30 protein-coding genes and 1 tRNA gene are annotated in these 23,405 nt (G+C 66.5%); 6 read left to right on the top strand and 25 right to left on the bottom strand.

Translation table 11 applies throughout. The features are described 5' to 3' along the window. Positions 1–95: 95 nt before the first annotated feature. From ACIRG5_RS30280 to ACIRG5_RS30270, 3 genes are all read left to right on the top strand, one after another. Complete coding sequence (locus tag ACIRG5_RS30280; protein ID WP_256238980.1) at positions 96–218, top strand: hypothetical protein; 123 nt, start codon at positions 96–98, stop codon at positions 216–218. After that, the gene (locus tag ACIRG5_RS30275) at positions 215–1,321 is read left to right on the top strand and encodes a hypothetical protein (protein ID WP_402910741.1); all 1,107 of its coding nucleotides are present in this window, start codon (positions 215–217) and stop codon (positions 1,319–1,321) included. Before ACIRG5_RS30280 ends, ACIRG5_RS30275 begins: the two co-directional genes overlap by 4 nt. A gap of 118 nt (positions 1,322–1,439) precedes the next feature. Continuing rightward, a tRNA-Leu gene (locus ACIRG5_RS30270) sits at positions 1,440–1,513 on the top strand. A 194-nt stretch (positions 1,514–1,707) separates the two neighbouring features. On the opposite strand, the gene ACIRG5_RS30265 is transcribed toward ACIRG5_RS30270, so the two are convergent. The 6 genes from ACIRG5_RS30265 to ACIRG5_RS30240 form a co-directional block, all read right to left on the bottom strand. After that, positions 1,708–3,126 (bottom strand): integrase, encoded by a 1,419-nt coding sequence (locus tag ACIRG5_RS30265; protein WP_402910739.1) that lies wholly within the window; start codon positions 3,124–3,126, stop codon positions 1,708–1,710. Then, a complete protein-coding gene (locus ACIRG5_RS30260) occupies positions 3,123–3,290 on the bottom strand; it encodes a helix-turn-helix transcriptional regulator (protein WP_402910737.1) in 168 nt (55 codons plus the stop codon). The genes ACIRG5_RS30265 and ACIRG5_RS30260 overlap by 4 nt, the downstream gene beginning before the upstream one ends. Before the next feature lie 304 nt (positions 3,291–3,594). Further along, positions 3,595–5,325, bottom strand: a complete 1,731-nt coding sequence (locus ACIRG5_RS30255) for a hypothetical protein (RefSeq protein WP_402910735.1) — start codon at positions 5,323–5,325, stop codon at positions 3,595–3,597. A gap of 50 nt (positions 5,326–5,375) precedes the next feature. Next, positions 5,376–6,431: a bifunctional DNA primase/polymerase gene (locus ACIRG5_RS30250; protein WP_402910733.1), complete on the bottom strand. Its 1,056-nt coding sequence runs from the start codon at positions 6,429–6,431 to the stop codon at positions 5,376–5,378. Positions 6,432–6,511: 80 nt separating this feature from the next. Further along, positions 6,512–7,291 carry a hypothetical protein gene (locus ACIRG5_RS30245; protein WP_402910730.1) on the bottom strand — a complete coding sequence of 260 codons (780 nt, stop codon included), beginning with the start codon at positions 7,289–7,291 and terminating at the stop codon, positions 6,512–6,514. 486 nt (positions 7,292–7,777) lie between these two features. Continuing rightward, positions 7,778–8,140: a hypothetical protein gene (locus tag ACIRG5_RS30240; protein WP_402910728.1), complete on the bottom strand. Its 363-nt coding sequence runs from the start codon at positions 8,138–8,140 to the stop codon at positions 7,778–7,780. Positions 8,141–8,285: 145 nt separating this feature from the next. Between ACIRG5_RS30240 and ACIRG5_RS30235 the strand changes: the two genes are divergently transcribed. Further along, the gene (locus ACIRG5_RS30235) at positions 8,286–8,450 is read left to right on the top strand and encodes a hypothetical protein (protein WP_402910726.1); all 165 of its coding nucleotides are present in this window, start codon (positions 8,286–8,288) and stop codon (positions 8,448–8,450) included. 268 nt (positions 8,451–8,718) lie between these two features. Here the strand turns inward: ACIRG5_RS30235 and ACIRG5_RS30230 are convergent, their stop codons facing one another. The 14 genes from ACIRG5_RS30230 to ACIRG5_RS30165 all read right to left on the bottom strand — a co-directional run bounded on the left by ACIRG5_RS30230 (position 8,719) and on the right by ACIRG5_RS30165 (position 15,992). Then, positions 8,719–11,040, bottom strand: coding sequence for a hypothetical protein (locus ACIRG5_RS30230; protein WP_402910723.1), 2,322 nt, complete (start codon positions 11,038–11,040; stop codon positions 8,719–8,721). After that, positions 11,037–12,155, bottom strand: a complete 1,119-nt coding sequence (locus ACIRG5_RS30225; protein ID WP_402910720.1) for a hypothetical protein — start codon at positions 12,153–12,155, stop codon at positions 11,037–11,039. The genes ACIRG5_RS30230 and ACIRG5_RS30225 overlap by 4 nt, the downstream gene beginning before the upstream one ends. After that, positions 12,152–12,466 carry a hypothetical protein gene (locus tag ACIRG5_RS30220; protein WP_402910717.1) on the bottom strand — a complete coding sequence of 105 codons (315 nt, stop codon included), beginning with the start codon at positions 12,464–12,466 and terminating at the stop codon, positions 12,152–12,154. The genes ACIRG5_RS30225 and ACIRG5_RS30220 overlap by 4 nt, the downstream gene beginning before the upstream one ends. Further along, positions 12,463–12,714, bottom strand: a complete 252-nt coding sequence (locus ACIRG5_RS30215) for a hypothetical protein (RefSeq protein WP_402910714.1) — start codon at positions 12,712–12,714, stop codon at positions 12,463–12,465. The genes ACIRG5_RS30220 and ACIRG5_RS30215 overlap by 4 nt, the downstream gene beginning before the upstream one ends. 101 nt (positions 12,715–12,815) lie before the next feature. Then, the gene (locus ACIRG5_RS30210; RefSeq protein WP_402910711.1) at positions 12,816–12,995 is read right to left on the bottom strand and encodes a hypothetical protein; all 180 of its coding nucleotides are present in this window, start codon (positions 12,993–12,995) and stop codon (positions 12,816–12,818) included. 27 nt (positions 12,996–13,022) lie between these two features. Then, the gene (locus ACIRG5_RS30205) at positions 13,023–13,241 is read right to left on the bottom strand and encodes a hypothetical protein (protein WP_402910709.1); all 219 of its coding nucleotides are present in this window, start codon (positions 13,239–13,241) and stop codon (positions 13,023–13,025) included. 47 nt (positions 13,242–13,288) lie between these two features. Continuing rightward, complete coding sequence (locus ACIRG5_RS30200; protein WP_402910706.1) at positions 13,289–13,429, bottom strand: hypothetical protein; 141 nt, start codon at positions 13,427–13,429, stop codon at positions 13,289–13,291. 40 nt (positions 13,430–13,469) lie between these two features. Next, entirely contained in the window at positions 13,470–13,625 is a 156-nt protein-coding gene (locus tag ACIRG5_RS30195; protein ID WP_402910703.1) for a hypothetical protein, read from the bottom strand. 101 nt (positions 13,626–13,726) lie between these two features. Beyond that, entirely contained in the window at positions 13,727–13,927 is a 201-nt protein-coding gene (locus tag ACIRG5_RS30190) for a hypothetical protein (RefSeq protein WP_402910701.1), read from the bottom strand. Between the two features lie 105 nt (positions 13,928–14,032). Continuing rightward, positions 14,033–14,233 carry a hypothetical protein gene (locus tag ACIRG5_RS30185; protein WP_402910699.1) on the bottom strand — a complete coding sequence of 67 codons (201 nt, stop codon included), beginning with the start codon at positions 14,231–14,233 and terminating at the stop codon, positions 14,033–14,035. A gap of 20 nt (positions 14,234–14,253) precedes the next feature. Next, a complete protein-coding gene (locus ACIRG5_RS30180) occupies positions 14,254–15,006 on the bottom strand; it encodes an NUDIX domain-containing protein (RefSeq protein WP_402910696.1) in 753 nt (250 codons plus the stop codon). Positions 15,007–15,194: 188 nt separating this feature from the next. Next, positions 15,195–15,353 (bottom strand): hypothetical protein, encoded by a 159-nt coding sequence (locus ACIRG5_RS30175; protein WP_402910693.1) that lies wholly within the window; start codon positions 15,351–15,353, stop codon positions 15,195–15,197. A gap of 154 nt (positions 15,354–15,507) precedes the next feature. Continuing rightward, positions 15,508–15,681 (bottom strand): hypothetical protein, encoded by a 174-nt coding sequence (locus tag ACIRG5_RS30170; RefSeq protein WP_402910690.1) that lies wholly within the window; start codon positions 15,679–15,681, stop codon positions 15,508–15,510. Next, entirely contained in the window at positions 15,678–15,992 is a 315-nt protein-coding gene (locus tag ACIRG5_RS30165; protein ID WP_402910688.1) for a hypothetical protein, read from the bottom strand. The genes ACIRG5_RS30170 and ACIRG5_RS30165 overlap by 4 nt, the downstream gene beginning before the upstream one ends. A gap of 489 nt (positions 15,993–16,481) precedes the next feature. On the opposite strand from ACIRG5_RS30165, the gene ACIRG5_RS30160 reads away from it, so the two are divergent. Beyond that, on the top strand, positions 16,482–16,889 hold the full coding sequence (locus ACIRG5_RS30160; protein WP_402910686.1) for a GntR family transcriptional regulator: 408 nt from the start codon (positions 16,482–16,484) through the stop codon (positions 16,887–16,889). 202 nt (positions 16,890–17,091) lie between these two features. Next, positions 17,092–18,294 (top strand): hypothetical protein, encoded by a 1,203-nt coding sequence (locus ACIRG5_RS30155; protein ID WP_402910683.1) that lies wholly within the window; start codon positions 17,092–17,094, stop codon positions 18,292–18,294. 184 nt (positions 18,295–18,478) lie between these two features. On the opposite strand, the gene ACIRG5_RS30150 is transcribed toward ACIRG5_RS30155, so the two are convergent. The 5 genes from ACIRG5_RS30150 to ACIRG5_RS30130 all read right to left on the bottom strand — a co-directional run bounded on the left by ACIRG5_RS30150 (position 18,479) and on the right by ACIRG5_RS30130 (position 23,357). Beyond that, positions 18,479–18,703, bottom strand: coding sequence for a hypothetical protein (locus ACIRG5_RS30150; protein ID WP_402910680.1), 225 nt, complete (start codon positions 18,701–18,703; stop codon positions 18,479–18,481). 245 nt (positions 18,704–18,948) lie between these two features. Next, complete coding sequence (locus tag ACIRG5_RS30145; protein ID WP_402910677.1) at positions 18,949–21,015, bottom strand: recombinase family protein; 2,067 nt, start codon at positions 21,013–21,015, stop codon at positions 18,949–18,951. Between the two features lie 74 nt (positions 21,016–21,089). Then, positions 21,090–21,308 carry a hypothetical protein gene (locus tag ACIRG5_RS30140; protein ID WP_402910674.1) on the bottom strand — a complete coding sequence of 73 codons (219 nt, stop codon included), beginning with the start codon at positions 21,306–21,308 and terminating at the stop codon, positions 21,090–21,092. Between the two features lie 38 nt (positions 21,309–21,346). After that, positions 21,347–22,225: a replication-relaxation family protein gene (locus ACIRG5_RS30135; RefSeq protein WP_402910878.1), complete on the bottom strand. Its 879-nt coding sequence runs from the start codon at positions 22,223–22,225 to the stop codon at positions 21,347–21,349. A gap of 364 nt (positions 22,226–22,589) precedes the next feature. Continuing rightward, positions 22,590–23,357, bottom strand: a complete 768-nt coding sequence (locus ACIRG5_RS30130; RefSeq protein WP_402910671.1) for a DUF5753 domain-containing protein — start codon at positions 23,355–23,357, stop codon at positions 22,590–22,592. Between the last annotated feature and the right edge of the window lie 48 nt (positions 23,358–23,405).

Here is a 23,405-nt window from a genome sequence, read left to right as displayed (position 1 = left end):
GGGGTCGCCTTGACATTGCGTTACGTGTTTCGGAGACTACGGCTGGTGCATCACCTGAATGCGTGATTCGCCATGTGGGGAGAGAGGTGATCCCGATGTCTCTCGAGGAGCTGGCCGCACAGCTTCGTCGTGGCGAGATCGAGGACCCCGCGCTGGCGCAGTACGCCGCAGAGTACGCGCAGGCGGGGCAGGTTTTCCGCAGCAAGAAGGACGATTGAGCAGGTCGGCTGACGGGCGGGTGCCAGGTGCCCCGTCCGAGGCTGCCAGACCACTTCTGCTCCAGGGTCAGGAATATCTCTTCCGCTCCCCGCCCAAGTGTCTGGACTTCCAGGAACAGGTCCACCGCCTCGGCATGGTCGACGAGGGCGACGGCAACCCGCAGCCCTGCGTGCTCGTCCTGGCCCGCGCCGCCGACATGGAGATGAACGAACTCTCCATCGCACTGGCGGAACGCGGCATCCGGATGGCCAGAATCGACGCCGACCGCTGCGTCGACCTCCCACTCTCGGTCTACACCGACCAGCCGCTGGTCGAACTCGACCGCTGGCTCCTGCGCCCCCTGCTCGTCTGGCGCCGCCACTTCGAACTCTCCGCCGTCCCAGTCGAACCGGGAACCCTGGCCGGCGCCTACGCGGTCGACCAATGGGCCTCAGTGGCCAACTGGCTGTCCTCACGCTCCGACTGGGCTCACGTGAACCCGTCACGCTTCTCGACGCACCTGGACCGTCTCACGCAGCTTTCCGACGCTTCTGCTTTTGGATTGCGTGTGCCGCGCACGGCCGTCACAACCCGCCCAGGCCGCACGCGCCCAGGCGGCGGCGCCTGCATCGTCAAAACAGCCGGCAGGCACCTCCTGGAACCACGCCCAGGCGTGCAACACGGCCTGTTCCCACGCCCGCTCGAAACCTCCAGAGCCTCCGACGCTCCCGAACCCGCACCGGTGATCGTCCAGGAGTACGTCCCCTCGGACACCGAACTGCGCGTGTTCGTCGTGGGCGAGCGCTGCATCGCCTACCAGGTCGACAAGCTCGACCCGGCCCAACTCTGGGTGGATCCCGACGCGGTGCGCGTCACGCCGACCTCGGTCCCGACGTCCCTCTCGGACAGGCTGTTCGCCCTGGCCCGCCACTGGCGAGTCCAGGTGGCGGCGTTCGACCTGCTCGTGACCGGCAACGGCGACCACGTGTTCCTGGAGATCAACGTCAACTGCGACTGGCGCTGGTTCGAACACAGGGCAGGCGACAACAGCGTCTCCGCGGCCGTGCACGACTGGGTGGCGCTGCGCTTCAAGGAGCTGCTCGGAGCGGGGAGGGCACGCTGATGTTCGGGACCGTTCGACGCTTACCCGGATGCTCGCTCTAGTCCAATTCGCTGGGCCGCTCGGGCGAGAAAAGACCATCGGCTCACACAAGCCGACGATCAACCCCTAGGCTCACCGCGCCCCCGTAGCCCAATCGGTAGAGGCAGGTCCCTTAAAAGGATCACAGTACGGGTTCGAATCCCGTCGGGGGCACTCCAGTTCACCTGTATGGATCACCCCCTGACCAGCGCAGACGTGGTCAGGGGGTGATCTTGTGACAGCCGGTGATGTCCCGGTTGTACCCGGACGCACCCGACCCTCTACGGCCCTCTGCGGTGAAGTGGCGGCGAAGTTCCAGCCCCTTCGGTGGCCGTGCGCAGCTGGTCAGAGCGGTGTTGTGGCAAACGTCACCGGAGGTCGGAACCACTCAAGACCGAGCTGATTCGCCGGTGGTAGGTGCTCTCTCGACCAGAGAGCACCTTTGCGTACACCCGGAACAGCACCTCCACGCTTTGACCCGCCCACTTGGCAACCTGAACAGGCGGCACGCCGGCCTCCAGCCACGTGGACACACAAGCATGCCGCAGGTCGTACGGGCGGCCAGCGAGCACTGAATCGCGTTCCTCGGGGCTGAGAGCTTCTATGCGGGCTTGACGCCATGCCCGCGCGTACGTTCCCTCAGGGACTTCGTCGGCAGTCTCTACGCCACGGAACAGACGCCCGTCCGGCAGCACACCGTGTTGCTGAATGTGGCGCCAGAGGAACCACGCCAGTTCAGGTGCGACCGGAGGATTCCGTTCCTCGCCCACGCGGCGACCTTTGAGCTGCCTTCGCTCTCTGCGTTCGCCTCCGTCCGTCCATTGCTTGCCAACTGCCGGATTGGAAACCTGGAATTTGAGCGAGCCCCACTCTCCGATCCGGGGCTCGTTCTCATTGGTCAGCAGGTTGAAGATCAGCGATGGAAAGTTGATGTTCGCTTCCTTGAGGTCGATCACTTCGGCCGTCCGCAGTGCGGCGTAGTACTGGCACGCGTAGGCAGCTTGGAGCATTGCGCCGCTCTTTCCTTGCTTCTCTGCTGCGCTGAGTAGTCGATGTGCTTGCTGGGGATTGGCGACGATGGCTGTATCGAGTTCTTTGACGGATCGGCCGGTCTTGATTTTCAGCTCCTTTACGGGGTTGACGGACAACGGCGTCTTCTCGATCGCGTACTCAATCAGGTTGACGAATGGGCCGCGTCGCCTCTGGACGGTGGAGTCCGCTGCTTTCTTCCCGTTCTGCGTGGTGCCGAACCTCCGCAGGACGGCGCGGGTCAAGTCCTTGTCGGCCAGCTCCGTCACGAGATAGGTGTTCATACCCAGCCACTTGACCGTCGCGAGCACCTGGGCATCCGGCTGTTCGCTCTCGTGGCGCAGCATGTTGAACGCCCATGCGCATGCGGTACGAATTTCCTCGTCGGACGGTTTGCCGCGCTTCGTCTTGATGAGTGCGAGCACTGCATCCGTGAGACTGCGAGCGGTGCTTCGTCGGGAGTTACCGGCGAGATCGGGCCACTTCATCTTCATGTAAATGCACGCGAAGTCAAAAAAAGAAACTTTACTCTCGTCGCGATCCATGGAGACGGGACGGCCGTTATCGACATAGAACGCTTCGCCTTTGTTGGCGGCTGCCTCAAGTCCGTTGCGGAAACTCTTGGCAAGTCCAGCTCGTTTAAACGGTTCCTGGAACTCTTGCCCATCGACCTGCCAGCGAACCCACCAGGTAGTGGTGCGCTTGCCTTCGTATTTCCGGGTGGCCCACAACTTCACGGAATATGTGGTCTTCCTCATGCTGCGGCCTCCAAGGAGTTGATCCACTGTTCAAAGGACGAGCGGCGGCAGCGAAGTGAGCCATTGGGGAGCGGGAACCACTTCGGCCCTTTCTCCTTTGCTCGCCAGTCATCAAAGGTCGATCGTGCTATTCCCATCACCTGCATGAACTCGGCGACGGTCATGAACGGACCATTCGGCGTGGTTTTTCCGGGCATGGTTGATCCGATCTGTGAGGTGGTGTTGTCCCTGTCCCGGGCAGTGCGTGGTTGGCGGTTCGAGCCGTCCGGGACGGGGGGTTGGCGAACGTGGGCGTGCGGGGATCGGTGAAACAAACCCGGAAACCCGGTTCTGCGGCTTGGCGGGCCTGTGACCTGCGGTGATGTGGGCCGGGTTTGGTGTGGGGCTAAACCCGGTGCAAACCCGGTGGAAACCCGGTGGCGGGTCTAAACCCGGTGCGGCGGTGCCGGGTGGCCCTGCTAGCCGTGGCTACATCAGGGCGGTCTGTTCTTCGGCGGCCGGCGTCTGGTCGTGCTCGGCCTGGTCGGGTTCTGGGTTGGTCTCGACCCAGAACACGTTCATGTTGGCGCTCTTGTCGAACTCGCTGCGCAGGACGTAGCCGCCGTGCCAGCGTCCGATGTGGCCGGTGAGGAGTCTGCCCAGGCTCTTGGAGTTGGGGATGCGGTCGCGTTCGTCGGTGAGGAACGTGCCTTCCCAGTGGTCGACCAGTTTGCCGCCGGTGTCGGTGGGTTCGGCGCTGTGGCAGAGCACCCGTGCCCGCAGCTTGGCGTCGTCGTGTAGTTCGTGCCAGCGGGCGAGGAACGCGGTCCATTCGGTGTTCTCGTCGTCGGCCTCGCGCATGTCGGCGAGGTTGTCGAGGAAGCCGTCTACACCGTGGTGGGCGAGGAATCCGCCGGCCGCGCCTGCCCAGGTGCTGAACTGGCGCATGGTGTGGCCGGAGCGGGGCGCACCGGCGTTGATCCAGTCCATGACCAGGATGAGCAGGTGCCGCAGCACGGTCACGCGGTTGGCGGGCTTTTTGAGCCACTGGTCCAGGTGCGGGATGCCGAACCCGGTCTGGTCGCGCTGGTCGGGGTGCGGGTCGTTGGGGTCCAGGCGCACCAGGGCGGTGCGGGTGGCCATGTCCCCGCCCAGCCGGATGTTGTTGCCCGTCGCGAGCCACAGCCGATCGTTGACGGCCTCGAACCCGGCACTGTTGGAACCAAGGTTGCGGTCGTCCCATTTCGGGCCGGTGATCAGTTTCGCGAGGTTGGCGGAGGAGACCTCGGTTCCTTCGGCGAGGTTGTCCCACAGCATCACGGCGGCGGTGCTGTGCAGAGCGCTGGTGATGGACTTCTGGAGTTCGCTCTCGTCGTTGTTGCGCCACACCAGGTGTTTGAGGCCGTAGATGTGGCCGGGGATCTCCGCGAGCAGCGTCTTGCCGCTGGACTGTGTGGTGGCGGAGATCAGGCCGAACGGGGTCAGGCACCCGTTGAGGAATGGTCGCAGGATGGGGGCGATCATGAGTCCGATGTGGTTGGCCTTGTCGGCCGGGGCGACGAACGGGAAGTCGCGCAGCAGCGTGTTCGTCACGAAGTCGAGCGCGTCCTGAACCTCCTGTGTGGACGGTTGAGCGGGGATGGGCGGCATGGCGACGGTGGGTGCGTAGTACAGGCCGGTGCCGGTGTCGTATCCGGCGGTCTGCAGCAGGGTGCCGTCCGGGCGCAGCACCGGTGAGGTGACCACGCCGACCAGCGGGCGCACGTCGGGCCAGTAGCGCGAGGACAGCACCGCGGACAACGCGGCTTTGGTGGGGCTGGCTTCCACGTCCTCCCACTGCTCGGTGTCCTTGTTCTTCTTGCGCCGGTAGACGAACGTGTGGTGTGCGAGCAGCCACGTCAGCGACGGCGCGGTGATCGGGTCGGCCTGCACGGGCAACGCGCCTGCGTCGGCCTGGTGGGCGTGCTCGGCGGCGCTGGCGGCCTTGCCCGACACCCGCGACAGGTGCACGAGCTGCCCGCCGGAGACGTAGACGTCGGGCAGCGCGCCCTGTCCCAGCGCGGCGGTGAGGACCCGGATCGTCTCGGCCTCGCCGCCGATCTGAATGGCCGGCTTCTCGGCAGGCTCCCCCGCCAACACGTCGGTGGTGCTGGCGGTGCTGCTGGTGCCGCTCATCAGGGCAGTGATCTGGTCGGGATCGGTGAGGTTGGGAGTGTTCATCGGCGGGTCCTCCTTTCGCACTGGGGTGGGGCTGGTGGTGCGGATCAGGCTCACGCGGCGCTCCGGATGTCGGGAACGGGAAGCGGGCGGCCGAACCCGGACGCCAGGACGTAGCGGATCTCTGCGGCGGGCAGGCCGGCGTGGTGGGCGGCCTCGGTCAGGGCGGCCTGGACCACGTCCCGGTCGATCCATCCGGCCTGCGCCATACCGGCCAGGCGGGTCGTGGAGCGGAACAGCTTGCGGTTGCGGCCGGTGTCGGGCTCCATCGCCGCCAGCTCCGCGCACGCGGACCGCAACGCACTGGCCGCGTAGCGGGCCGGACCGGTGTCGGTGTCGACCACGGGCACCGGCGCGGTCGGCTTATCGGCGGCCGGGGCGGTGGCGGTGCGGTCGTGGCCGGTGCGGGTGAGGGCATCGGTGAGCCATGGATCGAGCGGCCGGGGCGTGGTGGTGATCGAGCTGCGCCGGTACAGGCCGGTCTCACTGGTGGAGCCGGGCAGCACCACGTAGCCGCCGTAGCACTTGATGTCGATCTGCCAGCCCAGTCCTGTTCGGACGGTGTCGTCGCCGTCGCGGACCTTGCTGTGGCTGCCTTTCCACTGCCTGGTGGTGCTGTAGATCAGGTGCAGGCCTCCTGAGGGGGTGTCGGTGGTGAACGTGTTAGTGCCGACCGTGCCGCCGGACAGCGCGGCGAGGGTGGCGTAGGTGTCCAGGCCATCGGCCGGCGCCGGTTCATCGGCGGGCCAGGGCAAGCCGTTGAGCGGCTGGCGCGGTGGCGGGACGGGCCGGGTGTCGAGGTCGACGGCCAGCAGCCGCGAGGCCCACAGGTGTACTGCCCACACCGAGGTGTGCCAGCGCTGCGCCCACCGGGCGATCACGCCGGGGTCGGTGGTGGCGGCCCACACGCCGTGGCACAGCGCCCCGTCACCGCGTGCCAGGCACGGGCAGGTCTGCGGGGTGTGGCCGGGGTTCTCGGCGCGGCAGGAAGCGCACCCGCCCAGTGGCCTTTTGGTGCCGTAGTTGAGCGGCAGGACGTGCCAGCCGCGGTGCACCGCCAGCCACAGCGCGGCATCGGCGGCGGCCTGAACAGTCCGGTTCGTGGTCATGATCGCGTGTCCCTTTCCGGGTGCTGTGGTGGTTGGGGTGCAACGAGAACGATGCATGGGTGGTGTGCGCGTAGGCCCGGTCACGCCACGAGATCGAACAGTTGCTGCTGGCCGGATACCTCGCGGACCTTGGGGATCGAGGTGGGGCGGCCTGTGAGCAGACGTGCCCGCCACTGCATCGCGTAGGGCAGGCAGTTCGCACAGGTCTTGCCGCCTCGCGGGTGGACAGTGCCGCACAAGACCCGCTTCTGGCTGCGAGCGTCGTAGGACCACGCGAGGGTGTCAGTGGAGGTGATCAGGTCGGCGTAGAGCCGTAGGCCCAGGGTCTTTCCGCCGAACACGTGCAAGCGCGTGATGCCGCGCGCCCGCATCCGCTTGATGATCCGCAGGACTTCGTGGGTGCCTTGTCTGCGGCACACGGAGCCCAGGCACACCAGCGGTTCTTGGGTGAGGTCGATTCCGGCTTGCTCGTAGAGGTCGGCGCAGCGTTCGTACTCGTCCCCGGTGTAGCCCTGCAGCACTCGCCGCCACGGCAGGTCCGCAGCGAGCGTGGACAGTTCCACAGCGTTGTCAACGGTGCGGCGCTGATGCTCGATCACCGACAACTTGGTGCCAGCGAACACGTTGCGGCCGACACGACCACCGGAGATGACGATCGGTTCGCACATCCAGTCTTGCGGCGCGCACCACAGCAGCTGGCCGATCTCGTCACGGTAGCGACGCACCCGCCGCACGTACTCGCGCGGCAGAACCGTCCACGTCCCGTACTTCTGCAACTGAGTGAAGCCGCCGCTGTCCAGCGACCACGGCGCGATCGCTTCTGGCAGGACGCGGTAGCGACGTAGGCGGGCGTCCGACACGAACAGCCGAATGCCCGCACGCCCTAGCCAGTCAGGTTGATGACAGCCGATGAACACCTCCGCATTCAGCGGCGGTGGCCTGCACAGTGGGTTTGTGGTCACGGTTGCGGGTCCCTTCCCCGGTGCTGTGGCGGTTGAGGTGCAACGGGAAGCGGGGCTCGGCCTGGGGGTGTGGCCGAGCCCCGCTCATGTGGGCGGCACAGGGGTAGCGCCGCCGTGGTCTGGGGTGATGCGGGTGATTGCCGCAGCTCAAAGGCAGGTCCTACTAATCCGCGCGGGTTAGTAGGACCTGCGTGTGAGCTGGGCGGCTGGCAGGTGCCGAGGGGGTGCAGGTGTGGCCGGGTTTCCGGGTTTGGTGTTCCGGCACCGGGTTTGGCGTTGCCGTAAACCCGGTCTGTGTTTGCGCAGCTCAGAGACTGCGCGATGTCTCGGCACCGGGTTTACGGGTTTGTTTTCAACTCTGAGGAAGGGTTGTTGTTGTAGGGGTTACCAGTGGCCTGCACGCATGCGTTCGAGGTCGTTCGCGCACGTCCCGCACAGCGGCGGCCCGAAGCACCTGGCGGAGAAGTTGGGGACGTACGGCGCGCGGGGTTCGGCCTCCTCACCCACCCAACGCCCGTGCTCTGGAGTCCACAGCCACGGGATGATCGGGTGCGGGGCGTCTTCACCGCCGATCAGGAACACCCGGTCGCCGTCGAGCTGAACGTGATAGGCGGGGTCATCCGGCGGCGAGTCCAGGATCTTGACGACGATCGCGGGTTCGGCCGGGTAGTGGCCGACAAGCAGCCGGGACCCGACACCAATGGTGGTGGGCGTGGGGATCGGCTCGAACGGACGGGAACTGTTCACAGGTGTTGCTCTTTCGTGAGGTACGGACGGCGGTCACTGCTGTGTGGGCTGCCAGGCTTGGCACCGCCTGCACGGCTTGAGGGCGCGGGCGCCACGGCCACCACGGCGACCTCATCGCTGTGCCTTGTGCAGACGCTCGCAGGCCATGCACCTCGGGTTGCTCGACAACCACGCGAACCAGAACGTGTTCGGTTTGGCGATGGTGATCCCGCACAACGTCGTGGCGGAGCCGTTCCACCAGGACCGGGCCGCCTCGATGTGCATTACGTCATCGGCGCTCATCAAAACCTCGTTTCGTCACTTTGAGTGACTGTCTGTGGGTGTGCGGATGGGCCGCGTGCGCGTGGTGCGAGTGCGGCGCGGTGGGGGCGTGATGCCGGTTGGGGGAAGAGGCCGGCGGGGGACGCTCACCCCGATATTCGGGGGTTTTCGCTGGTCAACGCCGCACGTTGCGGATCTTCCCTGGTGGGGGTTCGTGCTGGTGAGGACAGGGAAGAGGGCGCGGGGAAGCGGTCGGGGAAATTTCCCCGGGCCGTGTCGTCTTCCCCGCCCTCTCCCCTGCCGTGTCGCCGCCGTGCTCAGGCGTCCTCACGGTCACCGGAGCCCGTGTCGGCGGTGTCGTCCTCGTCCTCGTCACTGCTCCCGTTGTCACGCTTGGTGATCGCGGCGGTGATGTCGGCGGCGCGGATGACGCTGTCACCGTTGCTCTTGCGGATCGGCACACCGAGCTCCACCAGCAGCGCGGCGAAGGTCTGCGCGGTCATGGCGGTGTAGGTGCCGGGGTCGTGCTCGATGAGCCGGGCCAGCACCACGGCGGTACGGGCGCGCGGTTCGTCGTACAGGGCGCGTTCGAGGTTGGCCAGGTGATCGATCTGCGCGGGCTGCTCGACCTCGGACGTGCTGACCTGGCGGCCGTGGCGCTTGAGGATGTCCATCGCCCGTGCGATCACCGCGTAGGAGTCCTTAGTGGACACGTAGTGGGTGCGGACGATGACGAACGCCTGACCTGCGGGAATGTCCTCCACTTCTCCGGTCATGACGATGGTTCCGGCGTCCGCGCCCGCGCGCAGGTCCTCCGGGCGTGCGCCGCGGTCCACGGCGTCGGCCAGGATCATGCGGGCGGTGGACTTGTTCGGGACGTTGAGCGAGCCCCGCACGTGCGCGCCCTCACGCACCCGCACCGGCAGGGTGCGGTCGTCGGGACGCTGGGTGGCCTGCATGAGGTGGATGTTGACCGCGCGGGCCTGGTCGTGCAGCCGCTTGGCGGCCTTGACCGCGCGGGCGTCGGCTTTCGTGCCGCCCACGGGGTGCTCCGCGCCGTAGAGCACCTGGCACTCATCGACGAACAGGTAGACAGGGTGGAACCCGGACCCCTTGCGTCGTGAGATCTCCCGCGTGATCGGCCCGACGATGTTCTGGTCGGCTTTGGCCTGGTAGCGGCGTTCCATCTCCGCCACGCCCCACTCCAGCATGGTGCAGGTGGCTTCGGCGTCCTCCTCAGTGGAGCCCTCGATGAACGTCGTGACGCGGGGCTCGAACATCTTCCAGTCCCCGTCGCCCTTGAGATCGGCGATCTTCATCTCGATCGTCGGGTCCAGGGCCAGGCACAGCGCGATCAGCCGCATGACGGTCGATTTGCCCTGCTTAGAGGTCGCGCCGATCAGCCAGTGCTTCTGCAGGCCTCCGACCTCGATCTGGTTCTGGCGCATGGTGACGCCGAACGGGATGCGGTCGCGGAACACGTCGAACTCGCCGGTCTCCAGCAGCGGCCATGCCGGGGCGGGCTTGTCCATCGTGCCCTTGTCGGCCACCCACAGATCCAGCACGCGGGCGTCGGCGGCCGGGTCGCGCTGCGGCCACACCTCGTGCTTGTGCCGCCCGAGGTTGCCCGCCAGCAGCTCGACCTTGGTGCTGTCGAGCAGGTTCGCCGCGACCACTCCGAACGGAAGCCTGACCTGCAAGTAGGTGCCGCCGCCCTGTTCACGGGGCTGGATGAGGTACTCCAGCTGCCCGCCGTCCTTGAGGAACTTCGTCAGCGCCGGGAGCTTGACGTGCATCAGGGCCTGGGTGACCAGGTCCGGCGTGATCTCGGAGTCCATCTCCGCGCGCTCGGTATCGCTGACCAGCCAGCGCGGCACGATCCCCGCCCGCCGGCCTTCCCGCCAGGAAGCGAACAGCCACGCCGGAGCGGCACCCCACAGCACCGTGTGCAGCATGATCGTGGCGAACACCCCGGCGACACCGACGACGCCGCCGACGAAGCCCCACCAGTCACCCCATGTCCAGCCACCGGGGGTGAGCTGGAACGCAAGCCCCGCCATGACCATCAGTCCGGCGGCGATGATCGTGACCACGGCGGCGGCGCGCAGACCGGCGTAGATCGTGGTCGGAAGCTCCCGCATCCGTTGCGCACGCCCGGTTTTGAGCATGTTCAGCCGCTCGGTCCACTCCGCCAGGGCGACGCTGTCGCCCTGCATGCGGGCCAGGCGGATCTGTTCGCGGACGTGGCCGAACGTCACCGCGTCACTCGCGCGGCGCATCCACGACGCGTGGCCCTGCGCCACGGTCCAGCCCTCACGCATCGTGCGGCGCACCGCCTTGCCGCCACGGGTGACGACCACGACTCGCGCACGGCCCGCACGGGTCTGCGGGATCGTGCGCAGCTCCCCGCGCCGCACCCGCGCATCCAACTCGGTGGCCGCCGCGCCGGTCACCACCTGCGGGGTGTGCGCCCCATCCTGCGGCTGCTCCGCGCCAGCCGAGCCGGTGTCGGCCGGGCTGTGCTGTGCGGTGCCCTCCACGACGGGCTGAGAGGACTCGGCGGCGGTGGTGCGGTGCTCGGACAGGTTGTACACGCGTGCGCCCGGTTCATCGGGCGCGGTGTTGTTCACGGTGCTCATGCGGTCACCTCCTGGCCGCCGTCGTCGGGGCCGTCGTCGTGAGTAGCGGCCTGCCAGACGGCGGCTGCGTGGGTGGCGCGGATGCGCAGGAACTTGCGCACCGCGTCCTTGCTCGGCTCGGCCGGAAGACGGCCGGAGTCGATGGCCGCGCGGACGCGGGCGACGTAGCCGCCGAACTTGTCCGCGATCTCCGCCGGGACCTGCACCGCCGGGGCCTGCGCGGGCGTTTGCCCTCTTCCCGAGGGGTTCGAGGTCTTCCCAGCCGCGGTGACATCCGGTGCCGGGAGGGCGGCGAGGTAGGCGGCGACCTCTTCGGCCAGGCCCTCGCGCACCTCGTCCCCGGGCGGGTTCACGGGAAGCCCCGCAACGGTCGCCGGAGAGAGTCGTGGGCGGCCGACGCCGCCGCGCAGGACGAACGTGCCGGGCCGGTAGAGCAGGGTGGCGGTGCCGTCCGCGCCGACCTGCGCGGCAGCTTGGCGCACGGCGGCGCGGCGCACCTTGTGCAGGCGTCGCTGGGCATCGCGGGTGAGCTTGGCGGCGGCGCGCTCGGCCGGAGTACGGCGGGTGCGCAGCGGGTTGGCGTGCACGAGCTGGTGGACCACGACGCCGCCGACCGACACCAGCGCCATGACGACGCCGTGGCCGATGCCGCCGCCGGGGACGTCGAGGCCGTGGGTGAAGTTCAGGGCGGCGGCCACGGCGGCGAACACCCACGTGCCGGCCTTGAGCCACCCGGTGGGGCGGTCGGCGCGGGCGGCCAGGGCGACGGCGAACGCGAACACCCACATCGCCCCCTCACTGAACAGGGGCAGCAGCACACCGGGTCCGCCGAAGATGGTGTGTCCGTAGTCGGCCATCGCCTTCCACGCCAGCACCGCCGGAACCAGGATCACCGGCAGGAACATCAGGTCCAGCGCGTGGTCCCGCGTCCAGCCGGTCAGCTTGGCGACGGCGGCGGCACGGTCGGCACGGGCCTGCTCGGCGGCCTGGCGGCGCAGCTCGGCGTCAGCGGCCTTGTCGGCGCGACGCTGCTCGAACACCATGCGCTGGTTCTCGCGTGCCTGCTCGGCGGCGGCCACGCGGTCAGCGCGGCGAGTGTCGGCCCAGTTGCTCATGCCGTTGCCTCCCAACGATTACGACGCGCACGGCGGCGCGGGTTGAACGAGATGTGCGGGCGGGAAAGACGGGTGCGGGCGGTGCGGCCGGCCTTGCCCGGCAGGTACATCAGCGCGCACGCGGCCAGCAGGGCGGGCAGAGCGAACGCAGCGGCCTGCACCGCGGGGTTGTCGGCGAAACCGGTCACCACCGCCCACTGCACGGCGGCGATGCCGCCGGTGAGGATCAGCAGCTTCCACAGCAACACCGCGAACACCACGGTGAGGCTGGAACCGAGCAGCAGCAGCAACATCGTCGGTTCGTCGGTCATCGCGTCGCCCCGTTCGTGCGGGCGGCGCGGGCGTCGGCGGAGTACTTGGCGGCCAGCTCGCAGGCCTCGTCGTGCTCGGGGTGGGCGCGGTCGCGGGTGATCGGGCGCAGCAGCGTCACGCCGTAGGCGAACCAGGCGGCGACCTCATCGGCCGTGGCGGTCATGGACGGGCAGCGCTCCGACATCGTGGTGACGACGTCGCGCAGCGACAACCGGGTCGCGGCAAGGGGATTGATGGTGAAAGGCATGACACATGGGGTCCTGTCTGTGAGGTGGTGGCGAGAACCCCAGGCGGGCGGCGGTGTGTTCGTGGCGGTTCGAGCCGCCCAGCCTGGGGAAGAGGGGCGGGTCAGAACTGGAAGTGCGCGTACAGATTTGCCACGCCGCAGCCTCGGGGGCACTCGACTCGGGCCGTGGCCAGACCGTGTGAGCCTTTCGGCTGGGAGACGGGCAGGTCGTAGTAGACGGTGTGGCCAGTCGGGCAGCGGCCCGTGACACGCACGGTCGTGGAGATGGTTTCGCTGCTCATGTTTGCCTTTCGTGACAAGGGATCTGATCAGGTCAGGTAGCCGCGGTTTTCGGCCTCGGCCCACGCTGCCCGCGCCTCGGCCTGGGTGCAGTTGGCTTCGATCGTCTGGCGTTTGCGGGTGGCCGCTTCAGCGCCGTCCACGTGGGAGCGGTGACCCGACGCGCTGAGGAAGTCCGCGTGGGTCTCCTCCTTCAGTGCCCTGACCAGGCTGGTGACCTTGTCCGCGCGGAGCCGTTCCGACTTCACGGCGACCGGCCCTCCCTTCGTTGCTGTGACGGGGTTTCACTGCCTGGTCAGCGGCGCTGCTGGTGTTCCTGTGCGACGGTGTCGCGTTCGATCTGTGCGATGCGCCGCCGGATCGCGGTCGCGGCGTCGGTGCTTGCGGTGTCGGCGATGTCGGCCAGCACCTGGCGCAGTTCTTCGACGGTGCTCATAGCGCTGTCCTCCCGGACTGTGAGTGTCTGGTGTGGACGGCTACCGGCACGCGGCGTAGAGCTGGCAGTTGTAGTTGCTGCACACCGCGCCGTCGCTCTGGCGGAGCTTCTTGCCGCAGTGCTTGCCGCCCCGGCCGGTCGGGGCGGTGCAGTGGGTGGCGCTGGACTTGGTGGTGGCCTTGCTGATGCTGAACATGGGCGTGCCTTTCTCGGTCTGATGTGCGGGTGAGGTGGTGAAAGCCCGGTCCGGCGGTGCGTGCGTGGCGGTTCGAGCCGCCGGACCAGGCGCAGCGAAGATCAGGACTTGTGCCAGATGATTTGCCGGCCGCCCCGGATGGTCACGCGGCCAGTGGTGTCGCCACCGCGGGTGATGCCGTAGTCGATGAGCTTCGCGGTCAGTTCGCCGGAGGTCAGGCCGCGTGCGATGTAGACGCGGCTGTTTTCCGTGGCGGTCGGGTCGCCGGGGTACAGCAGCCCGGACAGCAGGTCGTAGGTCATCAGCTCTCCAGTGGATGAGTGCGGGTGAGGTGGTCACCGCCAGGCGGGCGGGGCGCTATGGCGAGGGCGGTTCGAGCCGCCCGCCTGACGGCAGTCGAAGGGAAATCAGCCGGACTGCGCCTTGACCGGGGAGGTGGTGCCGCACGGGCACGTGATGGAGTCCGTGACCGTCCCCATCCATCCCATCGGGGCGTCGAAGCTGTGCGGCACCTTCAGAGGCTTGCGGCACGCTGAGTTGCGGCACTTGCCGGTCATCACGACGGAGTGCCGCAGGAAACCGGGCTTGTGGGACTTACTGAGGCCCATGGCTAGTTCCTCCGGCGCGTTCAGGCCTGGTCGAGGTGACGCACAGCCGCGGTGAGCAGCGGCAGGTGTGCCGGGTAGAGACGGCCGCCGGCCGCGTCCAGGCCGTCGGCGAGCGCGCCCAGGTCGGTGAACGGGAACCAGGCGGCGGCCAGCGCGTCATCCGCGCCAACGGCGAGCACGGTGTGGGGCAGCCGGTACAGGGCGGCCGTGGTGCAGATCCACGCGTGGTCGGAGTTGCGCGGGTCGTCGACGTAGCCGCAGGACAGGATCGTCGGGGTGTGGCCGGCCAGGTCGACGCCGGTCTCCTCACGCAGCTCGCGCACCAGCGCGGCCGGGGCCGTCTCGCCGGGGTCGACCATGCCGCCGGGGATGGCCCACTGACCGGTGTCGCTGCGCTGGATCAGCAGCACCCACCGTTCCCCGTCGCGGTCGAGGTCACCGGCCACGACGATCGGATCGGCGGCGCAGTTCTCGCCCCACTTGCCGAGGTTGCGGCCGGTCTTGCCGGTGCGGCCGGCCGGGTTGAGCGGCCAGTGGTAGGCGTCGAACAGGAACGGCACCAACGCCTTTGCCGCGCGGTCCGGCCAGTTCGGCACGTCCTCGGGCGTCACGTGCGGCTCGGCCCAGCCCTCGGCGACGCTGGCGGGCAAGCCCAGCCGGGTCAGCTCGGGCGGGGTGATGTCCACCGGCGTGTAGGAGGGCCACGGCGTGGACCACGGCCGCAGGTCCTCGGGGACCGGGATACCGGCGGGCGTGTGCTTGTTCTTGGGCATGGCGAACAGGCCCTTTCGGGTCGAGGCGGATTCGAGGGGTTCGCGCTTTGCCCGCGTGCACGTGTGTGCGGAACACTGTGCGGGCCTGCGCTCGGTCCTGGTGGACCGTGTGAGGTGGTGAACCTGGTCCGGCGGTGCGTGCTTGGCGGTTCGAGCCGCCGGACCAGGGCGGTAGTCGAGGTCCCCGGCTACTTCCGCACGCCATCGACCCACGTGCCGCCGTTGGTGTCGCACGGTGCCGAGACGCCGGGCTTTCCCTTGACCTCGTGCCGCTCGTGGTAGTTGCCGGACTGGCTGTCCCAGCTGAACTTGCCGCAGACCGAACACTTCTTCTCGGTGAACGCCATGCTGTGTCACTCCTCAATGGACTGAACGGTTCCGGTCAGTTGTCGGGATCGGTGTCGGGGAACTGCGCGCCGCCGTGGCCTCGGCAGTCGGTGCAGTCGCAGCACCCGTCGTCGCAGGCGCCGCTACCGCCGCACGCGGTGCAGGCCACCCACATCAGGACACCTGCCCGTGCGGACGGCCTGCCCGCGGGCAGACGTACTCGTAAGTGCCGGCGTGAACCCAGACCGGGTCACCGAAGCCGGGATCGACCTGCACGGTCTTGAGGTCACAGCCGCGCGGGCAGTCCCTCACGGTGTGCGGCAGGGTCCGCACGAACGCGGCGGTCACGCCGCCACCGCAACCGAAGCGCCAGCCTCGTTCGACGCGGCCCAGAACGCATCAGAGCGAACCTGCGCGTTCTGCCAGCGCAGCCAGGCCAGCCGGGTGCGGTCCACCGCATCGACGTGCAAGCCCTTCACGTGCTCCAACGCGGCGCGGTAATCGGCTCGGGTCGGGTGCTCCCGGACCAGCTGGGCGATCGAGGCGACCCGTGAAGCGAGCCGAACCATCGACTTGCGGGCCGTGAGGTAACCCATGCAGGCCTGCTCTTCGGCCAGGCGGAATGCGGCAAGCGGACGGGAGAACGTCATCTCGAACATCAGAATTCCTTTGCTTTTGCGAACAAGTCAGGGAAGCGCTTACCTGCGGAAACAGGCCGTCTCCGCAGTAGGTCGCAGACCGTTGGGTCCCGGAACCTCACCGGCCGTCTAAGGCGCGAACGATGAGGAACCGGCACTCGAAACGGGCTTGAGTGCTCTCAAGGGGTCAGCCTCGGCCGTAGATCTCCCGGCATTGGCGTCCAATGCCACACGCTCGCTCACCACGCAGCACGCTGCGCGGGTCCTTGCGGGCTAACGCCAGGCCGTGAGGCCCGAACGTGCTGCCAGGGGTGCGGGTTTTGCTGACCCTGTTCAGTTGTCAAAGAACAAGACCGCGGCGGCGGTGTCCGACATGAAGTCCGGTCCTGCGCATCGAGCCTGTAAGTTTTGGCGTGATGTCTTAAGACATCTTGCGTGTCGCAGACGCTACGGCATGGATGTCTCAAACGTCAACAGGTGTCGTAAGACATCGGGGTAAGATCTCGCGTTATGGCTGATCAGAGTGCGGAAGTTGAGGACAAGCGCCCCGCGAGCCGCCGGGTGGCCGACTCCATCCGAGAGGACATCGAGCGGGGTAAGTACGAGGTTGGCCGGCCTCTTCCGCCCTACAGGCAGCTAGCAACGGAACAGGGCGTGGCGGTCAACACGGCGATGGCTGGCATTCGTCTGCTGCGCGAGGCGGGATGGGTCGAGATCAAGACGAACGCGGGGGCATTCGTTCGCGACCGCAGTGGTGACCTCGGCACAGAGGAGGAGCTGCGCGAGCTTCGTGCGAAGGTCGAGGACCTGCGTGCGACGCTTCGCCGAGTTGGTGACGCGGTTGTTGGGGTCGATGGAGAGCTGGCCGACGTACTCGACCGACTCGGTGCGATTGCGGCTCATCGGCATCTCCCTTGACCTGCGGGTTTGTGATGCCATAAGTCAAACGCTGAACTCGAAGATGCGGTATGAACGGGACAGGAACTGGACAAGCACTGAACTAGAACCTGATCGCCTAGGACCAGACATCGGCCGGCGACCTCGGGGGAGGGGGTGACGTGTGGACGTCGTAGGTGAGTGGAACGGGGGGCTCGTTCGCGCGCTACGCATGGCGCTACGCATGACGATGGATGAACTGGCGGACAAGCTCGACATGTCCACGCGTGTCGTGGGCAAGTGGGAGGCGAATCCCGCGCTCGTTCCCGCGCTCGCGACTCAACAGCTCCTAGATGTTGTGCTTGAGCGCGCGTCCGAGGGGCAGCGTGCGCGGTTCGCGTTGCTCGCAACGCCAGCGGTGCCGGCCGCGGTGACTGTCCCTGCTGAGGTTGCGCCCAGCGAGGGGGCGGAGCCCGTCCTGGTCGTGGTGCCGACAGTGAGTGCGCCACTCCCTCGTCATGAGATCGGATTGCCGACGACTGAAACAATTGCCTACCTGCGCTCTAATCTCCACAACCAATACCTGACCGACAATCTCATTGGTCCTCGTGCTCTGCTGCCGGTGATTACTGCGCACGTCAGTACTGTCAACTCACTGCGACGGCAAGTCAGCGGCAAAGCGATGGATGAGCTGCTCGCGATCGAAGCAGGTTACGCGGAATTCGCTGGATGGCTAAGTCACGATAGTGGCGACCTGAGTAACGCGACGCGCTGGTACAACCATGCGTATGAAATGGCTAATGCTGCGGGTGACGAGCGAATGTGTGCGTTCGTCTTGACGCGGCGTGCTGTTCAATCGATCGGTGAGGGTGACGCTTACTACGGCGCAAAGTTGGCGGTAATGGCACAGCGCGACGATTCTGTGAGAACCGCGCGGGTGCGTGCGCTTGCGGCTCAAACGGAGGCGATAGGCCACGCTATCTCTGGGAACCACAGTGATACTGACCGTGCCCTGGACTCCGCGCTACTGCTGACCGAACTTGGCAATACGGTTCTACCTGACGGCGATCCGTCTGTTGGTCGATACTGCGAGCCTGGCCTATATCTGAAGATCACTAATGCCAAGTGTCAGCTTGAACTCGGGCGCGCAGAGAGTGCTGTCAGTGCGTTTAGGGACGTCCTCGATTCCCTGCCAACCAGCTATCACCGTGACCGCGGTAACTACCTCGCGAGACTGGCACAGGCCTGCGCGCTAGCGGGGGAGCCCGCTGATGCCTGCATCGCGATCGAAGAATCTCTAGGTATAGCATTGGCTACTGGCTCAACTAGGACACTCGCCGATCTGGAGAGGATAATTCCTGTCCAGTTGGCACCTTGGGCCAAAGAGCCCGAAGTTGTGCGGGTTCGTGAGATGCTTCTAGACGCACAGAAGAGCGACGGAAGGTAGTGCAACGGTGATCGCTATCGCGACGGACTCCGCGCCCGGTCGGCCGAACCAAGACTTTGTGATCGTGACCGATTCGATTGCCGTCGTCATCGACGGCGCTGGTATCCCGTTCGGCGGCTGCACTCACGGTGTCACCTGGTATGCGCAGCAGCTCGGGGCACGCACCATGGCCGCGTTGGTCGGATCACCTGAGAAGTCCCTCCAGCTCGGACTTGAGGAAGGTATTGCTGCCGTTGTGGCGCAGCACGCCGACACCTGTGACCTGAGTGATCCGGGAACTCCATGCGCAGCTGTAGGAATTCTGCGAATCGGTGACGAGACCGTTGACACCCTCGCGTTGTCCGACGTTTCTGTCGCCGTCGACACAACTGACGGCCCTCAGGTCACCTGTGATTTCGGGATCGAACATCTGTCAGGAACCGAGCCCGAGGCGGTTGCAGGCATGAAGTTCAACACGCCCGAACATGACGCCGCTTTGGCGGCGTTGGTGGCCAACCAGACGGCTACCCGTAACCGCGAGGGGGGCTGGTGGGTGGCGGCGGCGCTCCCGGAAGCTGCTCGGCACGCCGTGGTGAAGTCATACCCGCGTGAGGACGTCAGTCGGGCTGCGGTCATGTCGGACGGCGTCACGCGTCCTGTGGACCAGATGAAGATCTACTCGTGGTCGGAGTACTTGGACCTCTTGGACAAGCTCGGTCCGGCCGGCCTTATCGAGCACGTGCGGTCGATCGAGGTCGATGACCCGGAGGGTGAGCGGTACCCGCGGACAAAGCGCCATGACGACGCGGCTCTTGCCACCGTGGTTGGCGGACTCAGTGGTGAAGTAGCGGCAAAGTAGCTCACGAAGGGGAGCCTGACGGTAGGAAACGGCAGGTCAACAGCCTGCCGTACGTACTTCGGCAGGTCCCTTAAAAGGATCACAGTACGGGTTCGAATCCCGTCGGGGGCACCAACTAGATCCGCACAAGGATCAGGTGCCTGAGCAGGTGTTTTGCCGGTCTTGGACGTCGCTTCGGCGATCCGTTCGGCCGTATCGGCTACCTCCGAAAGATGCGTGAAGGGCAGCCGGAGAGTAACCAGAAGATGATCATGGTCATCGTTCAGGCGGACGCCGAGCTGGGTGATCTTGAACAGCTGCCGTAGCAGCGGGTCAGGTGCCTTGCTCAGATCGGTGACCAGGCGCGGAAGCGCGTCGAGCAGTCCGATGTCCTCGGCTTTCGGTCCGGTTGGCACAGGTGTACCAATCGCTGTGTCCTTCGTCACGAGCGACCGACGCTGCTCGTCCAGTTCGTTGTAGGCCTGCCGCAGTCCGCGGCTGAACGCGTCGTCGCCGTCCTGTGCCTGGCGGAGGATCGCCGCCTGCCGCCGTTCGATGTCGGCCAGCGTCCGTTCGACCCGTTCCGCTTCAGCGCGCTGCTGCTCCGCCTCACGATCATCGACGGCCGCAAGATCAGCTTCGAACAGAGCGCGCCGCTCGGGGCCGAACACGCGGTCTGCGAAGAAGGCCGCAACCCCTTCCATGATCGCGTCCTCGCGTACGTAGACCACCTCGGCATGGTCGGAGTACCTGTCCGGCCGTCCACGGTTGTTACTGCGCGCTGAGCACATGTAGTAGACGCGCTCGTTGCGGAAGCTGCCGTACATCCGCCGGCCACACGCGTCGAACACCATGCCGCGCAGCAGGTACGTGTGCGTAGCGGTGGCGTGCACGCTCGCGTCATCGTCTCGCGAACCTTGCCGAGCCTTTCTCGTCGCGGCCATCTCGTCGAACATCCACTTCGGAATCAGCGGCTCGTGGACCGGTTCGGGCGACCACACCCACAGGACAGGGGAGTTGACCTTCCCGCGCTTCGACCGCGTCGCACGCCTGTTGAACACCTGGAAGCCGGTGTACTTCGGATTCCGCAGGAGGTCACAAACGCTGGACTTGCTCCAAGCGCCTCTGGCCCGAGCCTTGCTGGGTGGTTCAGGCGGCGGGTACTTGGCCAGATCAGCATTGAGCAGGTCGGCGATCGTGCCGTAGCCCAGGCCCTGGTGATAACGCCACATCGCAATCTGGGTGACGGCCTCGGCCTTGATGCCGTCCGGCTCCAGCCGCGTCTTGGTCTGCCCCTTGGCGGCCTTGGTGGGGTTGGGATGTCGGTACGTCTTGGCCTTGTAGCCGTAAGGCGGCTTACCGATGTTCCAACCTTCGCGGACGTGCGTGCACAACCCGCCCCACGACTGCTCCAGCGTGTTGAGCACCTCGTACTCGGCCACCGACTGGTTGATCCGCCGCTGAAGGATCCGTTGCGCCCGGCTGCCGGTCAGCGTGATCGGCTCGTTGGAGGCGAACAGCGGGACTTCGGCCCGTTCCAACTCCCGTTCGATCGAGAGCCCTTCGTACGTGCGCCGAGCTACGCGCGAGACGCTCTCGCAGATCACGACATCGAACCTGCGGCCCTTGTGCGAGGCCTCGTCGAGCAGGTCGGTGACACCGCCGTCACGGGCGATCGGGATGTCGTACCGCTCGTAGTTCTCACCGCGCCCGCGCTGGTCAAGTTCCATGCGGCCGGATTCGACGTCGTAGAAGTGCGCGACGATCACCCACGAATCGGGGATGGACGCCTTGCAGTTCCCAAGCTGTCGCAGCATGGACTGCCGCGGATCCTGCTGGTCGTCGGTGGACGTGCGCCCCAGAAACGCCACGCGAACTTCGTTGCGCAGCAACGCAACCGGCATGCCGAGTGGAGAGACTGCATAGTCCGACAGACCGGATGGTCCAGACGGCACGGCGTGCGTTCGCGGTTGGCTCATCAGGCAGCCTCCTGATCATCGACCTGTTCGGCGTGCTGGGCGGCAGCCCAGTCGAGGAGGTCTCTGATCACGGCGGCCAGTTCGCCGCGCAGACGATCGCCTTCGGCGCCGCTGACATAACGCACGTGACCGGAGAAAGCCCAGCTCTTCGTGCGGTTCCCTATCTGATTATAGTGCCACTCATGATGTTCAGAACCGTTGTCGCGCAAGGGTTCCATGTCACTAACGGGTGGTTTCTGAGGCATTGGAACAATGTTCATTCCCATCGCCTCTCATCTCCCGTGACCTGTCCGGTCATAGTGATGTCGTTGGGATCCCATGCCGCTTCGCTGAACGGGAGCCCAACGGGGGATACGTGCTGTGCGATGCGCGGGCCGCGTTGCGGCAGCTCCGCCAGCCGCCGCCGTTCCTGGACCTGGTCTTGGAAGGACCACACCGCCCAGATCGACCCAGCAGGTCCATCAGGATGGCCGTGATCACGAGACGCGGTCGCGATGACGAAACCGGGCTTCTCGTAGCCGAGCTGCTGTCGCATCGCCGAGCGAAGGTTCCGTTCTCGCAGCGATGAGTGAACCGAGAACAGCAGAACGCCGAACACGTCGGTGCCGAACCGGCTGTAGTCACCGAGCTTGCCCACCACCTTGGTCAGCGGTTCGGTGCCGGTGTCGTGTTCCAGGAAGAACCGAACCCGCCGCCCCTGCTCGTCCCAACAGCCGTAAGCATCGGGCCTGAGCTTGATGTCTCCGTGCCAGAAAAACTCGGTGCACGCCTTCTCCGGCCACCATTGGGTGAGGGCGGCATCCGGGCGAGTACGGGCACACGCCGCCAGCCCACAGAAGAAGTCGTTGACGCCGAGCTGATGCGACAGCTTCGGCCACAACCCCAGCCGCTCCAAGCGCTCCGCGTACGCACCGGCAACTGGCGGCTTCTCCGCGCGCTGTGCAGCAATCACCCGCGCACCGCGGTAACCAAGCGCATACCGCGTCTGACTCGTGCCGCCAGCGCTGTACGAGTCGCGGAACGCGAACACCGCACCAAGCTCACGCAGCTGTCGCAGACGATCCTGAGCACGGCGTATCGAGGAGAATTCGATCGCCGCAATCTGGTTGGTGGTGAGCACCTTGTGCTCGTGCAGGAGGGCGAGGATCCGTCGATCCCGTTCGACGAGCCGAAACCACAGGGCCGCATCTGGCTCGCCGACTCGGCCGCCGCGCCGTCCACGAATGTGAGGAGTTCCTTTGCTGTCACTCCTCAGTCGGCTTTTGAGCGGCTCTCCTCGATACCACTGCTGACGTGCGGTGACATGGCTTCGCGTCTCGGCGGTTGGGCCAGCGGATTCAGAACGCCGGACATCCGCCTCCCCATGTGCCGGACCACGCGCTGACCAACCCGCGCTGCTGCCCATCGGTCTCTCCCTTCGGAGCTGCTCAAGCGGTGGTCGCTCAAGCACCCCTGAACTCCGGATTTCGAGGCCTAATAGGACACGCGGTCGTCGATCGTTATGGCTTCGTCACGTTATGCAGGCGGAGAAGCAGATCCTTGGATTCGGTCTCGTCGAGGCTCTCCGCAGCCAGCGCGCGAACGACAGCTTCGTAACCCGCGACCGCATCTCTCGACTCGGCAAGAAGAGTGGAGTTCTCGGCGCCAACCCAAACCAGCGGTTCGTACTTCGGAAACGTCAGCAGGGTGAACGGCCCTGCCAGCCCTGCGTGCGCACCTCGGGCGACCGGCAGGATCCGGATCTCGACGTTCGGGCGGTTCGCCATGAACATGAGATGCAGCAACTGCCCAGCCTGCACCTCCGCATCGCCAACCTGAAGTTGCAGCGCCAACTCGTGAATGAAGATCGTGCAAGTGGTGCTTCGTCGAGGCAGTCGCTGCATCGCAAGGCCCGCCTGAACTCGGTCTTCCAGCTCATCGGGCGGCGACGTGGCCGAGGCGCGCAATGCCTCGCGCATGTAGTCGGCCGTCTGCAGAAACAACGGCACCGCGTGCGTGTGCCAGCAGGTGAGCGTCTCCGCCACCGCCAGGTTCTCAACGACCGTACGAAGCTCGATAGGCGAACACACCCCGTGCTGCTGCCACCAGCCGACAACAGCCGTCTCACTGTGCAGGGCCAGAAGATGAGCGCGCTCATCCGACTGCACTCGGCAGGCACCGAGCAACGCAGCGATCTCAACGAGGTTGGCGCCGCCCTTGCCGTTCACCACGTCCGAGACCTTGGCCTCGTCCCAGTCCATGACCTCAGCGGCCTCGCGCGAGGTCATGCCGGCTCCTGCGATGGCCGCTCGTATGCCAGCACCCAGCTCACGGCC

The sequence above is a fragment of the Lentzea sp. NPDC102401 genome (assembly GCF_044765805.1).
In the GTDB taxonomy this organism is placed as follows: domain Bacteria; phylum Actinomycetota; class Actinomycetes; order Mycobacteriales; family Pseudonocardiaceae; genus Lentzea; species Lentzea sokolovensis.
Note: the sequence above shows the minus strand (reverse complement) of the source record. Positions and strands in the feature narration are given on the sequence as shown.

Coding starts and splice junctions, on each gene's coding strand:
- ACIRG5_RS30280 (WP_256238980.1), top strand. CDS start 96: ATGTCTCTCGAGGAGCTGGCCGCACAGCTTCGTCGTGGCGAGATCGAG.
- ACIRG5_RS30265 (WP_402910739.1), bottom strand. CDS start 3,126: ATGAGGAAGACCACATATTCCGTGAAGTTGTGGGCCACCCGGAAATAC.
- ACIRG5_RS30260 (WP_402910737.1), bottom strand. CDS start 3,290: ATGACCGTCGCCGAGTTCATGCAGGTGATGGGAATAGCACGATCGACC.
- ACIRG5_RS30255 (WP_402910735.1), bottom strand. CDS start 5,325: ATGAACACTCCCAACCTCACCGATCCCGACCAGATCACTGCCCTGATG.
- ACIRG5_RS30250 (WP_402910733.1), bottom strand. CDS start 6,431: ATGACCACGAACCGGACTGTTCAGGCCGCCGCCGATGCCGCGCTGTGG.
- ACIRG5_RS30235 (WP_402910726.1), top strand. CDS start 8,286: ATGCACCTCGGGTTGCTCGACAACCACGCGAACCAGAACGTGTTCGGT.
- ACIRG5_RS30230 (WP_402910723.1), bottom strand. CDS start 11,040: ATGAGCACCGTGAACAACACCGCGCCCGATGAACCGGGCGCACGCGTG.
- ACIRG5_RS30225 (WP_402910720.1), bottom strand. CDS start 12,155: ATGAGCAACTGGGCCGACACTCGCCGCGCTGACCGCGTGGCCGCCGCC.
- ACIRG5_RS30220 (WP_402910717.1), bottom strand. CDS start 12,466: ATGACCGACGAACCGACGATGTTGCTGCTGCTGCTCGGTTCCAGCCTC.
- ACIRG5_RS30215 (WP_402910714.1), bottom strand. CDS start 12,714: ATGCCTTTCACCATCAATCCCCTTGCCGCGACCCGGTTGTCGCTGCGC.
- ACIRG5_RS30210 (WP_402910711.1), bottom strand. CDS start 12,995: ATGAGCAGCGAAACCATCTCCACGACCGTGCGTGTCACGGGCCGCTGC.
- ACIRG5_RS30200 (WP_402910706.1), bottom strand. CDS start 13,429: ATGAGCACCGTCGAAGAACTGCGCCAGGTGCTGGCCGACATCGCCGAC.
- ACIRG5_RS30195 (WP_402910703.1), bottom strand. CDS start 13,625: ATGTTCAGCATCAGCAAGGCCACCACCAAGTCCAGCGCCACCCACTGC.
- ACIRG5_RS30190 (WP_402910701.1), bottom strand. CDS start 13,927: ATGACCTACGACCTGCTGTCCGGGCTGCTGTACCCCGGCGACCCGACC.
- ACIRG5_RS30185 (WP_402910699.1), bottom strand. CDS start 14,233: ATGGGCCTCAGTAAGTCCCACAAGCCCGGTTTCCTGCGGCACTCCGTC.
- ACIRG5_RS30180 (WP_402910696.1), bottom strand. CDS start 15,006: ATGCCCAAGAACAAGCACACGCCCGCCGGTATCCCGGTCCCCGAGGAC.
- ACIRG5_RS30175 (WP_402910693.1), bottom strand. CDS start 15,353: ATGGCGTTCACCGAGAAGAAGTGTTCGGTCTGCGGCAAGTTCAGCTGG.
- ACIRG5_RS30165 (WP_402910688.1), bottom strand. CDS start 15,992: ATGTTCGAGATGACGTTCTCCCGTCCGCTTGCCGCATTCCGCCTGGCC.
- ACIRG5_RS30160 (WP_402910686.1), top strand. CDS start 16,482: ATGGCTGATCAGAGTGCGGAAGTTGAGGACAAGCGCCCCGCGAGCCGC.
- ACIRG5_RS30155 (WP_402910683.1), top strand. CDS start 17,092: ATGACGATGGATGAACTGGCGGACAAGCTCGACATGTCCACGCGTGTC.
- ACIRG5_RS30150 (WP_402910680.1), bottom strand. CDS start 18,703: ATGTTCGATCCCGAAATCACAGGTGACCTGAGGGCCGTCAGTTGTGTC.
- ACIRG5_RS30145 (WP_402910677.1), bottom strand. CDS start 21,015: ATGCCGGTTGCGTTGCTGCGCAACGAAGTTCGCGTGGCGTTTCTGGGG.
- ACIRG5_RS30140 (WP_402910674.1), bottom strand. CDS start 21,308: ATGGAACCCTTGCGCGACAACGGTTCTGAACATCATGAGTGGCACTAT.
- ACIRG5_RS30130 (WP_402910671.1), bottom strand. CDS start 23,357: ATGACCTCGCGCGAGGCCGCTGAGGTCATGGACTGGGACGAGGCCAAG.